The following is a 12429-nucleotide window of genomic DNA, read 5'->3' as shown; positions in this document are numbered from 1 at the left end:
ACCGGCCCACCCTTGACGCGGCCGTTCGAGCGGTGCTCCCGCCCGCTCAGCCCTCCGGATCGTGGTCGTCGACCGCGCCGTCGCCCCGGTGCAGAGCGGCGTGCCGCTCCCACTCGGTGAGCAGGTGCTCGATCGCCTCGTGGAAGCGCCGCGTGGCCGCTCCGGGCGACGTGTCGCCGAAGTAGCGGTGCACCCAGCGCTCCAGCCGCTCGACCGACTCCGGATCGTGCTCGGCGCTGTCGATCCGCGCGATGATCGCGGAGGCGTCCTCGGCGTGCAGCCACTCCGCGTCGCCGAGGTAGCCGCTCTCGTCGACCTCGGCCTCGGCGCTGACGGGCCGGGTGACCAGCAGCGGGCGCCCCGTGGCCAGCCGGTCGTAGACCATCGCCGACACGTCGAGGATCGCGAGGTCGGCGGCGGCGAGCTGCCAGCCGAGCTCGGCACCGGTGTCGTGCACGTGACCGGCGCGCGGATCGGCGGCGTTGGCGGCGGCGATCATCGCGACGATCGCCCGGTCGGCCGCGGCGTAGTCGGAGTCGACCGCGCCGCTGCGGGGATGCGGGCGGTAGACGAGCCGGAACCGCGGGTCGGCCAGGAGCCCGCGCACGAGGGCCGTGCCGTGGCTCCGGATCGAGCCGTAGCCCGCGGCGGGGCGGTCGCCCTCCCAGGTCGGCGCGTAGAGCACCACGCGGCGCTCGTCGGGCGTGAACGGCACGGCGCCGGCGAAGTGGTCCGCCTGAGGACGGCCGATGGCGAGGGTGCGCCTGTCGAAGTCGTAGTCCCAGAGCACACGGCGCAGCCGGGCGAGGGCGGCGTCCCCGGCGATCATGCTGTAGTCGTACGCCTTGAACTGGTTCGTCGTCATGTACATCTTGTCGCTCTCGCCGTGGTTGACGAAGACGTGCCAGCGGCGCCCGTAGCGCATCATCTGGAAGTTGCGGGCGTTCTGGTTGACGTAGAGCACGATCCGCAGCGGCTGGCTCGCGATGGTGCCCTCGAGGTCGGCGACGGAGCGGACGTAGGCGACGGGGACCGGGCTCTCGCGCAGCAGCACCTCCGCGGCGCCGGCGTTGCGGCTGAGCAGCACGACCGGGTGCGTCTCCGCCAGCTCGGCCAGCGGCCGGTACCACTGCCGCAGCTGGTACAGGTTGATGTCGCCGTCGGCGAAGTAGACGCCGATCTCGAACCGGCCCTCGGGCAGCGGCCCGCGCTCCGCGAGCAGCCGGGCCACCGCGTGGCGGGCCCGGCGGGCCGCGAGCAGCTCGCCGCCCACCTTGCGCGCGAGTCGCCCGTCGGTGCGGAGGCGGGCGAGCAGGGCACGGGGAGCGGGAGTCATCCGCCCCAGGGTACCGGCGACGGCCCCCGCGCCGGGGGCCTCGCGCGGTCCGATCAGGCCGGGGTCACCCTCAGCCAGACGAACTGCAGCGGCGCGAGACGGAAGCCCTCGCGCAGGTCGACCGCGATCTCGGTGACCAGGTCGACCGCCTCCGCGGCGAACCCGCCGAACCGCTCGGCCGCGACCTCCTGGACCTCGTCCGACACGTTCGCGAGCACGAGCACCGACTCCCCGTCGCCGGGGCGCTGGTAGCCGAGCACGTGGTCGTTGACCGGGTCGAAGACGCTCAGCTCGGTGCCCGCGAACATCGGCACGGCCTTGCGCACGGCGATGAGGTGCAGCAGCCCGCCGAAGACCTCGCTCGCGGCCGTTCCCGGGACCTCGCGCTCGTCGTAGCGCTCCACGGGGCGGCGGGGCCGGTTCACCCAGCGCGAGTCGCCGGCCGTCGTCGGGTCGTCGAGGTAGCCGTGGTCGTTGAGCTGGCCGACCTCGTCGCCGAGGTAGAGCAGCGGCAGCCCGCCGGTGCTCAGGGCGATCGAGTGCGCGAGCAGCACGCGGTCGATCCCGTAGGCGTCGCCCGCCTCCACTCCGGCGAGGGACGCGGTGGTGCCCGAGACGCGGCGGTCGCCGGTGCGCGGATTCTCCTGGAACGGCACTCCGCGGGCGAACGTGCCGTCGAACCGGTCCGTGTAGAAGTCGTTGAGGAAGCGGCGGTGGCCGGCCGCGTCGATCCCGAGCTCGGCGGCGTCCTCGTCGGCGAAGGTCCAGCCGATGTCGTCGTGCCCGCGCACGTAGTTGACCCAGGCCGTGCCCTCGGGGAGGGCGTGCCGGCGCTCGAGGGCCTGCGAGAGGAGACGGACGTCGCGGGTGGCGAGCGCCTCCCAGGTGAGCGCCATCTGCAGCGGGTTGTACGAGAGCTGGCACTCCTCGACGTCGATGTACTCGATCACCTCGTCGGGGTGCACGATCGCCTCGGACTTGAACAGCAGCGCCGGAGCGGCCAGGCGGCAGACCTCGTTGAACGCGCGCAGCAGCAGGTGCGCCTGCGGCTGCGACTCGCAGGTGGTGCCGAGCTCCTTCCAGATGAACGCGACCGCGTCCATCCTCAGGGCGTCGACGCCCTGATTGGCGAGGAAGAGCATCTCTCCCGCCATCGCCCGGAACACCTCGGGGTTGGAGTAGTTGAGGTCCCACTGGTAGCGGTGGAACGTGGCCCAGACCCAGCGCCCGTCCTCCAGCTGAACGAAGGAGCCGGGATGGTCGTCCGGGAAGATCTCGCGCGTCGTGCGCTCGAAGGCGTCGGGCTGCTCCCGGTCCGGGTAGATCCAGTAGTAGTCCTCGAAGCGCTGCTCGCCGGCGAGCGCGCGCTGCGCCCACTCGTGCTCGTTCGAGGTGTGGTTGAAGACGAAGTCGACCACGAGTGCGATGCCCTGCTCACGCAGCTCGGAGGCCAGCCCGCGGAGCTGCTCCATGTCGCCGAGGTCCGGCCGCACGCGCCGGTAGCTCGAGACGGCGTAGCCCCCGTCCGACTCGCCCTCGGGCGCATCGAAGAGCGGCATCAGGTGCAGGTAGTTCAGGCCGATCTCGCGGAGGTACGGGATCTCGGCGCGCAGCCCCTCGAGGTCGCCCGCGTAGCGGTCGACGTAGCAGACCCCGCCCAGAGTCTTGTTCGAGAGGAACCAGGTCGGGTGCTGCTCGCGGGCGCGGTCGAGCGCGCGGAGCTCCTCGGGCCGCTCCTCCCAGGAGGCGGCGGCGAGCTCGACGATCGCGACCAGCTGGTCCTCGAGGTCGTCGCGGCCGGCGTACACCGTGGCGAGCAGATCGACCAGGCGCGGGAGGTGCTCGTCGAGGCGGCCGGAGAACTCGTCGTCGACAGCGCCGAGGCGCTCGCGGACCGCCGTCAGGAGGTCCGGTCCGGCAGGGGTCGCCTCCGCCTCGGCGCGCTCGGGCGGGGAGAGCTGGGTCGAATCGAACACCGTCGTCCTTTCGGGGGCCCCGGCGGGGGCGGATTCCCCGATGCTAGACGATCGGCGGACGCCCGGCGAACGCCATCCGGAGCACCGTGCGGGCCGAGAGGACGCGCCGGCCGCCCGGATCCGAGCGCCATCCCTCCCGCCAGCCGGCGAACCAGGCGCGCAGGGCGGCCGGGTCGCGCCGCCAGCGGAGGCACTGGATCGCGGTCCAGGACCCCACGTAGACGAGCGCCAGAGGTGCGGCGAGGTTGCGGCGGGCGAGCCAGACGCGGTTGCGCGCGTTCAGCCGGTAGTAGTCGGCGTGCCGGGTCGGCTGGATGACCGGGTGCTGGGCGACGAGCTCTCCCGCGTACCAGGCGGTGCGACCCGTGTCCCAGACCCGCCAGGCCAGCTCGATGCCCTCGTGGGCGTAGAAGAACGGAGCCGCCCAGCCGCCCGTCCGGGCGAACACGTCGCGCCGCAGCACGACCGCTCCCTCCCAGACCGAGAAGACGGGGCCGGAGCGGCGGGGGTCGCCCTTGAGGATCCGCGGGATCCAGCGCCGCGGGCTCGGCGTGCCGTCCGTGCTGTCGACGCGGGGCTGCACCAGGCCGATGCGGCGGTTCGAGGCGAGCAGCGCGATCGCGTCGACGAGGAAGCGGGGGGACGGGATCCGGGCGTCGTCGTCGAGGAAGAAGAGGTACTCCCCCGCGACGGCGTCGACTCCGGCGTTCCGGCCCGCCGGGATGCCGAGGTTCTCGGGCAGCGCCAGGGCGCGCACTCCCTCGGGCAGGCCGTCCGGCTCCCAGCCGTTGCCGACGCAGACGACGTCCAGCTCGACGCCCTCCTGCGCGAAGACGCCGGCCAGCCCCGCGGCGAGGTCGTCGGGCCGGGTCCCCTGCGTCAGGACGACGACGCCGACCCGCGGCTCAGGAGCGGACACGCTTGGACGCCATGATCGCGACGAAGTGGCCGACCAGGGCGAGGAGGGCGAGCGGCAGCAGCGCCCCGACGAGGACCCGGTCGGCCGTGCCCGCTCCGACGACGAGGCCCACGAGGGCGGTCGCGAAGGCCAGCATCGTCAGCTCGACGGAGTGGTAGAGGCGGTGGAAGGGCAGGAAGCGGGCCGCGCGGCGAAGCCCCGCCAGCCCGGACGAGGACGGCACCGCCTCGCCCTTCGTGTCGGCCAGCTTCGTGAGACCGGCGTTCGCGCGCGCCACGTGCACCATGTCGTTGAGCGCCTTGTTGAGGACGATCACCAGGGCCAGGGCGAAGCCGATCGTGGTCCAGAGGAAGTCCGCCGGCGCCTCGAACGGGACGCCCGCCGCTCGCAGCCCGAGCGCGATCGGGATCAGCGCCTCGGTCGTGTAGTGCCCGACCTTGTCGAGGAACACGCCCGCCGGCGAGGACGTGCGGCGCCAGCGCGCGACCTCGCCGTCGCAGCAGTCCACCAGCATCTGCAGCTGGCCGAGGAGCAGCGCCAGCGCCGCTCCGGCGATCCCCGGGATCAGGAGGGCTGCCGCCGCGCTCCAGCCGACCAGGATCATCAGCCCGGTGACGCCGTTCGCCGAGATCGAGGTCTTCAGCAGCAGCCAGGTCAGGTAGGGCGAGAAGCGGCGCAGGTAGAGCGACGCCGTCCAGTGCTCGGCGTTGCGGCGCCCGCGCACCTCCGGGGGCTGCGCGACGGCGCGCAGCTCGGCGATGGAGCGGGGTCTCGTCGTCGTGGTCATGCGCCCCTCGGCGAGTCGGACCGCGGCTGGTGGCGGTGGGCGGAGATGTTGCTGGTCAGCCCGGCGAAGCCGAGCACGAAGCCGGTCCCCCAGGCCACGTGGACCGCCGGGATGACCACGGCGAACCACAGCATCGCACGCGCGCCGTCCGGCCGCGCGACCACGAGAGTGGCCGCCGCCACCAGGAGGAGGTAGGCGGCGGGCACCGCGAACCCGAGCAGGAGCCAGGGCGCGGCTCCGGCGAGCACCTGGACGACTCCCGCCAGCCCGACGAGCAGCCCGATCGCGAGCATCGCGACGAGCACGGGCGGAGCGAAGTAGCGCAGCGACCGCGAGGCCGGGAACATCCGGGTGAGCTCGCCCCGCCACATCCCGGTCGAGAGGAACTGCCGGAGCAGCGCGCGCATCGAGGGCCGCGGCCGGTAGGTGACGGTGAGGCGCGGAGTGAACCAGACGACCTCGCCGCGCTCGCGCAGCCGCCGGTTCAGCTCCCAGTCCTGCCCGCGCTTGAAGCGCTCGTCGAACAGGCCGGCGCGCTCGAGGGCGGAGCGGCGGAAGACGCCGAGGTACACCGTGTCGGCCGGGCCCTCCTCGCCTCCCACGTGGTGGGGCGTGCCGCCCAGCCCGATGCGGGAGCCGTAGGCCCGGGCGACCGCGCGCTGGAACGGGGTGAGGCCCTCCGCCGCCATCACTCCGCCGACGTTCGCCGCTCCGGAGCGCTGCAGCGCCTCGACCGCCGTGCGCGCGTACTCGGGCGGCAGGACGGAGTGCGCGTCGACCCGGACGACGACCGGGTGGCGCGAGGCGCGGATCGCGGCGTTGAGGCCCGCAGGAGTGGAGCCGACCTCGTTCGGCACGACGCGGATCCGCGGGTCGGCCGCGCTCAGCTCGGCGACGAGCTGCTCCGTGCCGTCGATGCTCGGGGCGACGGCGAGGACGACGTCGAAGGGGCCGGTGTAGTCCTGGTGCAGCAGCGAGTCGACCGCGGCGCGCACGTGGGCGACCTCGTTGAGGACGGGCATGACGTAGGAGACGCCGGGCAGGTCGGAGAGGTCGTCTTCCGGGATCTCGTGCTGCATGGGTCCAGTTCGTGCGGGAGGAGCGCGGGCGCAGGGATCCACCACCCTACCAGCGGGGAGCGCCGCGCCCCGGGCCGGGCCCGGACGCGGAAAAGCCCCCCGGGGACGGATCCTCGAGGGGCTGTGCGCGGCGGCGGAGCACAGCCCCCCGGGGACGGATCCTCGAGGGGCTGTGCGCGGCGGCGGAGGGTCAGCCGGCGGCCATCTGGCCGAGCGTCGCCTTCGCCTGGTAGCTCTGGCCGTTGCGGACGTAGGTCAGCTCGACCGCGGCGTTCGCGGCCTGCGCGCGGACCTGCGCGGTGAGGTCGGACGCGCTCGTGATCGGAGTGCTGTCGATCGCGGTGATGATGTCGCCCTTGGCGAGACCGGCCGCCTGCGCGGCACCGCCTCCGGAGACCTCCTCGATGCGGGCGCCGAGGACGTCCGCGGTCGAGTCGGAGACGCTCGCGCCGAGCAGGCCGTGCGAGGCGGAGCCGTTCGCGATGATCTCCTTCGCGATGCGCTCGGCGATCGCGCTGGGGATCGCGAATCCGACTCCGATGTTGCCGGACTGGCCGCTCGAGGAGGACTGGCCGGCGCTCGCGATCGCGACGTTCACGCCGATCAGCTCGCCGTCGCTGTCGAGCAGCGCGCCGCCGGAGTTGCCCGGGTTGATCGCCGCGTCGGTCTGGATGACGGGCAGCGAGATGGTGCTCTTCGCCTGGGTCGGCGCCTGCTGGCCCGGGATGTCGAAGTTGAACGGGCTCTCGGTGCCGCCGCTCGAGCTGTCGCCCGAGTCGTCCGGAGCCGCCGAGGAGGCGACCTGGATGCTGCGGTTGAGCGCGCTGACGATGCCGTCGGTCACGGTGCCGGAGAGGCCGAGCGGGGCGCCGATGGCGACCGCCGTGTCGCCGACGTTGATCTTGGTGGAATCCGCGAACGTCATCGGGCTGAGGTCGGTCGCGCCGGTCAGCTTGATGACGGCGAGGTCGAGGGTCGGGTCGGTGCCGACGACGGTCGCGTCGAAGATCCGGCCGTCGCTGGTCGTGACCGAGACGGTGCCGTTCGCGATCTCGCCGTCGAGGGTGACCACGTGGGTGTTGGTCAGGACGTAGCCGTCCTTCGAGAGCACGATGCCGGAGCCGGTGCCGGCGGACGAGCTGCCGCTCACCGCGATGGTGACGACGCTCGGAGTGGCCTTGGCGGCGACCGCGGTGGCGGTCGTCGCGTCCTCGGCGTTGTTGACCGTGATCGTCTGCGAGCCGCCGGCGGAGACCACGCGGGTCCCGCCGCCGTTGGAGGCGGACCAGAGGCCGAACACGCCGGCTCCCGCGACTCCGCCCACGACCGCGCCGATGGCGAGCGCCGCGACGACGCCCACTCCGGCTCGGCGCTTCGTGGCGGTGGGGGCGGGGGTGTACTCGGCGCCCGGGCCGAAGGGGCTCGAGGAGGGCGGCTCCTCGGAGCCGTGCAGGGTGTTCGCGGCGGGCGGCGCGTACTGCCCGTAGCGGGCGGGCTGGGAGACGGGCTGCGCCTCGTTGCCGGCCGTCGCGTTCGGCGTGTACGGCGGCTGGGGGGCCGAGGAGGAGGGGTAGGGGACGGTCGGGTTCTCGCTCTCGCGGTGCGCTCCGCCCCGGTGGATCGGCTCGGTGGGCCCGGTGGTCGAGGACGACGCTCCGGAGCTCTCGCCGGGGGTGCGCTCGGTCGCCTCTCGGGCGCCGGACTCCGTCGGCGTGGTGGGTTCCTCCGGCTGACGAGGACCCTCGTGACTCTCGGTCATGGGTGCTGCTCCTTCCAAGCGGGGATAGCTTGGCGATCGTACCTGGGGGTTTCTTATGACGGGCCTGCGAGCGGGAAATGAAACCGGCCGGGCTGCTCGAGCGGGCACACTGGGCACGTGAGCATTCCCGGATCCTGGTCCCGCGCCGCGGCGGGCGCCGGCCTCCTCGGCCCCGGCGGCGATGTCGCCGCCACCGTCTTCAGCGAGATGAGCGCGCTCGCCCTGCGCACCGGAGCGGTGAACCTCGGCCAGGGCTTCCCGGACGAGGACGGCCCGCGCGAGATCCTCGACGCCGCGCGCGACGCCATCGCGTCCGGGCTCAACCAGTACCCGCCGGGTCCCGGCTTCCCCGTCCTGCGCGAGGCGATCGCCGCGCACCGGCTGCGCTTCTCCGGGATCGCCCTCGACCCCGACGGCGAGGTCCTCGTCACCACGGGCGCCACCGAGGCCCTGGCCGCGGCTCTGCTGGGCCTGCTCGAGCCGGGCGACGAGGTCGTCACCTTCACGCCCCACTACGACGCCTACGGAGCCCTGATCGCCCTCGCCGGAGGGGTGCACCGCACCGTGCTCCTGCGCGGCCCCTCCTTCGCGGTCGACCACGACGAGCTGACCGCCGCGGTGAGCGACCGCACGCGCGTCATCCTGGTGAACGACCCGCACAACCCGACCGGTGCCGTCCTCCCGGCCGAGACCCGCGAGCTGATCGTGCGGCTCGCCGAGCGGCACGACGCCGTGATCCTGACGGACGAGGTCTACGAGCACCTGCGCTTCGACACCCCGCACGTCCCGCTGGCCTCCCTTCCCGGAGCCTTCGAGCGGACGCTGTCCGTCTCCTCGGCGGGCAAGACCTTCAGCACCACGGGCTGGAAGATCGGCTGGGTGACGGGCCCGCGCGAGCTGATCACGGCCGTCCTCGCCGTGAAGCAGTTCCTCACCTACGTCAGCGGCTCGCCGTTCCAGGGGGCCGTCGCCCTCGGGCTCGGGCTCCCGGACGCCTTCTTCACCGGCGCGGCGCAGACTCTTGCGGCCAAGAAGGACCTGCTGTCGGCGGGCCTGGCTGCTGCGGGCTTCGGCGTCGCGCCCTCCTCGGGCGGCTACTTCGTCGTCGCGGACGCGGCCCCGCTCGGCTACGACGACGGGGTCGCGCTCTGCCGGGCGCTCCCGGATCTCGCGGGAGTGGTGGCGGTGCCCGTGTCGGCGTTCTGCCGCCCCGAGGACGCCGCTCCCTACCGCTCGCTCGTCCGCTTCGCCTTCTGCAAGCGGTTCGAGGTGCTGGAGACCGCGGTCGCGGGCCTCGCCCGCATGGCGCGCTGAGGAGCCGGCCTCAACGGATTCGGTCGGCTGCCCGGCGCCGTCGGGCCGGGGGCGGCGGTCAGAGCGGCAGCACCCGGAAGCGCCGCAGCGCCAGAGCGGGGTTCTTCGCGCGCGCCGCGTCGATCCGCTCGCGCGAGACCCAGGCGACGGCGACATCCTCGACCTCGCCGAGGGTGACGGTCTCGACGCCCATCGGATCGACGATCATGCTCGTGCCGACCCCGATCGGCGGGGTCTGGTCGGCTGCGACGAGGTACACCGTGTTCTCGAGCGCGCGGGCGGTGACCAGCGTCCGCCAGTGCGCCTCCTTGAGCGGGCCGCGCACCCACTCGGCCGGTGCCGCGATGACGTCGACCCCGGCGTCGACCAGCCAGCGGCTGACCTCCGGGAAGCGCAGGTCGTAGCAGGTCTGCAGCCCGACGACGAGGCCGCCGACCTCGAACGTCTCGGGTGCGGCGATCTCCCCCGCGGCGACCCACTCCGACTCGGTCTGGCCGAAGGCGTCGTACAGGTGCAGCTTGCGGTAGCGGGCCACGAGCGCGCCCTCGGGGTCGAGCGCGACGAGCGTGTTCGCGATGCGGCGCCCGTCCACCGCCTCGACCATGCCCGCCACGAGGTGGATCCGGAGCTCGCGCGCGAGCGCCGCGAGAGCCGTGACGAACGGGCCGTCGAGCGCCTCGCCCGCCGCGACCAGCTCGGGCCCGAGCGGATCGGTGAAGGCGGAGCTGTACTCCGGCAGCACCACCAGGCTCGCGCCGCGCTCGGCGGCGATCCGGGCCAGGCGCCCGATCGTCGCGATGTTCGCCTCCCGGTCCGTCGATGGGGCGAACTGCGCCACGGCCATGCCGACGGCGCCGGTCATCAGCTCGGCGGGTAGAGGAAGAGGGCGACCTGGGAGGCCGGGATGGTGCGCTTGTGGTACGCGTGGTCGTTGCCCCAGTTGTACTCCTCGAGCGAGACCGTGCCGTCGGAGTTGACGGCCTGCACGTAGGCGACGTGGTTGCCGGTGAACCAGGCGACCGCGCCGGGGACGGGCGTGCTGCTGGTCACCCAGCCGTGGGAGGCCCACTGGCCGGCCCACGCGTAGGCGCTGCCTCCGCCCGGGGTCATGTTGCCCCAGGTCCACTTGAAGGGTGCGCTCGTCGAGCCCTGGTCGCGGTTGATCCGCCAGGCGACGAAGTCGACGCACTCGCGGTAGTAGTACCGCAGCGGCGAGAGGCCGCCGCCCTGGTCGTCGGTGAGCTGGTCGCGCCAGGGGTAGTCGTCGCCCTCCTCGCGGGGCGTGACCGAGGTGCTGGTGCCGCCGCTGCCCGCGGCGGCGCCGTCCGCGCCGGTCGTGCCTGCCGCGGCCTGCGCCTCCTGGGCGAGGCGGGCGGTCTCGGCGTCGCGGGCGGCCTGCTCGGCAGCGGCGAGCGCGCGCGCCTGGGCGGCCGCCTCGTCGAGCTGGGCCTGGGTCGGTGCGGTGAAGGAGTCGCGGATGACCTGCTCCTGGACCGCGGTCGGCGCGACGGTGAGCTTCTGGTTGCCGAGCGCCTGCACGCGGGCGGCGGCCTCGACGGCGGCCTGCGAATCGGGTGCCGGGTCGAAGGAGTAGGCGGGGAGCGCGGAGACCGCCACGAGGCCCGCGATGGCGGCGAGGGCGACCGTGCTCACGGTCGCGCGGAAGACACGGCCCCGGCGGCGCCGCACGGGGCGGACGGGCGTGAGGACCGGAGTGGCGACGCGTGCCGCGGGCAGCGCGTGCGGCGCCTGCCGCGGGCTCCGCCGGGTCGGGCGGCCGCCGAGCCCCTCGTTCGAGCCGTCGTCTCCGCGTTCGTCCCTCACAGCAGCACCCCTCGCATCGGGGTCGAGCCTAACGTGCGGGCCGGTCCGGCACACGCGTCGGCGCGGAGCGTCGGGAGGCCGGTCCGCGGATGCGGGTCGCGCGAGACCGGCTCGCGGTTGGCGGCGCCGCGGGCGGATCCGACGGTGACGCGGACGGGCGACCGGAGTAGCGTCCGGAGCGGAGCGGGCGCGACGGTGCGGCCGCGGGACGGAGGACGGCGATGATCCGGAGCGAGAGGGCCTTCAGCGGCTTCAGCGTGGACGACGTGGAGGCGGCGCGGGCCTTCTACGGCGGAGTGCTCGGGCTCGAGGTCGAGCTGAACGCGATGGGGATCCTCGACATCCGGCTGCCGGGCGGAGGCCGCGCGATCGCGTACCCGAAGCCGGACCACGAGCCGGCGTCGTTCACGATCCTGAACTTCTCGGTGGAGGACGTCGACGTGGCGGTCGCCGAGCTGCACGCGGCAGGCGTCACCACGGCGATCTACGACGACCCGTCGCTGCCGACCGATGCGGACGGAGTGATGCGCGGCCACGGGCCGACGATCTGCTGGTTCCGCGATCCGGCGGGCAACGTGCTGAGCGTGATCGAGGGCGACTAGGTCTCGGCCCGAACACCGTCAGCCGCGGGCAGCACGTCCGCGACCCGTGTTAACGACGAAAGCCGGCCCTTCTCAGGACCGGCTTTCGCTTTCTTGTTGCGGGGGCAGGATTTGAACCTACGACCTCTGGGTTATGAGCCCAGCGAGCTACCGAACTGCTCCACCCCGCGGCACAAGAAGAAACATTACACGCGTTCCGGCGCCGGTGCAAATCGACGCGGCGGTGGGAGCGGGCTCCGGTCTCAGGCGGGCTTGGCGGCGCGCAGCACGGCGCTCCCGTCCACGCTCAGCCCGACCGCCGTCAGGGCGGCTGCGAGCTCGGACGAGGTGCGCGACCAGGTGCGGACGTCGGCGTCGACGAGAGCGGACGACGACGGGACGACGAGCACCGCGCCGCCGGGGGCGACGAACCACTCCACCAGCCGCGCCCACTCCTCCAGGTCGGGGAGCCACGAGACGACGCCGGCGCTGCAGACCACGACGTCGAACGAGTCGGGCTCCGGCAGCATATGCCGCAGCTCGTAGAGGTTCGCGCAGACGAAGCGGGCGGAGCCGGCGAGGTCCCTGTCCGCGGCGCCGGCGCGTGCTCGGCGCACGGCGGGCATCGAGAAGTCGACGCCCACCACGCGGGCGCCGCGCTCGGCGAGCTCGAGCGCGTCGAGCCCGTCGCCCGAGCCGAGCTGGAGGATCCTCGGACCGGGGTCGAGGAGCGCCGCGGTGACGAGCTCCGGGTGGAGCGCACCCTCGCCGGTGCGCTCCTCCCAGTACGTGCGGTTCAGCTCGAGCCACTCCCCCGAGCGGAGGTGCTCGCCGCGGTCGACCTGCACCATGCG

At 73.6% G+C, this 12429-nt stretch carries 11 protein-coding genes and 1 tRNA gene; 2 read left to right on the top strand and 10 right to left on the bottom strand.

Annotated elements, in window-relative coordinates; all coding sequences use genetic code 11:
* Window positions 1-46: 46 nt before the first annotated feature.
* The 6 genes from C5C95_RS02505 to C5C95_RS02480 all read right to left on the bottom strand — a co-directional run bounded on the left by C5C95_RS02505 (window position 47) and on the right by C5C95_RS02480 (window position 7856).
* Window positions 47-1336 carry a hypothetical protein gene (locus C5C95_RS02505; protein WP_258072610.1) on the bottom strand — a complete coding sequence of 430 codons (1290 nt, stop codon included), beginning with the start codon at window positions 1334-1336 and terminating at the stop codon, window positions 47-49.
* A 53-nt stretch (window positions 1337-1389) separates the two neighbouring features.
* Window positions 1390-3240: an amylosucrase gene (locus tag C5C95_RS02500; protein WP_104323780.1), complete on the bottom strand. Its 1851-nt coding sequence runs from the start codon at window positions 3238-3240 to the stop codon at window positions 1390-1392.
* A gap of 115 nt (window positions 3241-3355) precedes the next feature.
* Window positions 3356-4231 carry a glycosyltransferase family 2 protein gene (locus tag C5C95_RS02495; RefSeq protein ID WP_104283832.1) on the bottom strand — a complete coding sequence of 292 codons (876 nt, stop codon included), beginning with the start codon at window positions 4229-4231 and terminating at the stop codon, window positions 3356-3358.
* Window positions 4218-5018: a CDP-alcohol phosphatidyltransferase family protein gene (locus C5C95_RS02490; protein ID WP_104223579.1), complete on the bottom strand. Its 801-nt coding sequence runs from the start codon at window positions 5016-5018 to the stop codon at window positions 4218-4220. The genes C5C95_RS02495 and C5C95_RS02490 overlap by 14 nt, the downstream gene beginning before the upstream one ends.
* Window positions 5015-6097: a glycosyltransferase family 2 protein gene (locus C5C95_RS02485; RefSeq protein ID WP_181067779.1), complete on the bottom strand. Its 1083-nt coding sequence runs from the start codon at window positions 6095-6097 to the stop codon at window positions 5015-5017. The genes C5C95_RS02490 and C5C95_RS02485 overlap by 4 nt, the downstream gene beginning before the upstream one ends.
* Before the next feature lie 190 nt (window positions 6098-6287).
* Complete coding sequence (locus C5C95_RS02480; RefSeq protein WP_104250126.1) at window positions 6288-7856, bottom strand: S1C family serine protease; 1569 nt, start codon at window positions 7854-7856, stop codon at window positions 6288-6290.
* Window positions 7857-7973: 117 nt separating this feature from the next.
* Here C5C95_RS02480 and C5C95_RS02475 point away from each other — a divergent pair, with 117 nt between their 5' ends.
* A complete protein-coding gene (locus tag C5C95_RS02475) occupies window positions 7974-9170 on the top strand; it encodes an aminotransferase class I/II-fold pyridoxal phosphate-dependent enzyme (protein ID WP_104250125.1) in 1197 nt (398 codons plus the stop codon).
* A gap of 58 nt (window positions 9171-9228) precedes the next feature.
* Here C5C95_RS02475 and C5C95_RS02470 read toward each other — a convergent pair whose 3' ends face one another.
* Entirely contained in the window at window positions 9229-10032 is an 804-nt protein-coding gene (locus C5C95_RS02470) for a carbon-nitrogen hydrolase family protein (protein WP_104247828.1), read from the bottom strand.
* On the bottom strand, window positions 10032-10994 hold the full coding sequence (locus C5C95_RS02465; RefSeq protein ID WP_104317468.1) for a CHAP domain-containing protein: 963 nt from the start codon (window positions 10992-10994) through the stop codon (window positions 10032-10034). Before C5C95_RS02465 ends, C5C95_RS02470 begins: the two co-directional genes overlap by 1 nt.
* Before the next feature lie 221 nt (window positions 10995-11215).
* On the opposite strand from C5C95_RS02465, the gene C5C95_RS02460 reads away from it, so the two are divergent.
* On the top strand, window positions 11216-11596 hold the full coding sequence (locus tag C5C95_RS02460; RefSeq protein ID WP_104308148.1) for a VOC family protein: 381 nt from the start codon (window positions 11216-11218) through the stop codon (window positions 11594-11596).
* Between the two features lie 96 nt (window positions 11597-11692).
* Here the strand turns inward: C5C95_RS02460 and C5C95_RS02455 are convergent.
* Together C5C95_RS02455 and C5C95_RS02450 are read right to left on the bottom strand one after the other, a co-directional pair.
* Window positions 11693-11766, bottom strand: a tRNA-Met gene (locus C5C95_RS02455).
* Window positions 11767-11838: 72 nt separating this feature from the next.
* Window positions 11839-12426 carry a class I SAM-dependent methyltransferase gene (locus C5C95_RS02450; RefSeq protein WP_104323727.1) on the bottom strand — a complete coding sequence of 196 codons (588 nt, stop codon included), beginning with the start codon at window positions 12424-12426 and terminating at the stop codon, window positions 11839-11841.
* Window positions 12427-12429: the final 3 nt, after the last annotated feature.

Source organism: Rathayibacter sp. AY1B7, assembly GCF_002932735.1.
In the GTDB taxonomy this organism is placed as follows: domain Bacteria; phylum Actinomycetota; class Actinomycetes; order Actinomycetales; family Microbacteriaceae; genus Rathayibacter.
The sequence above is the reverse complement of the archived record's forward strand: the minus strand, read 5'-3'. Positions and strand labels throughout refer to the sequence as shown.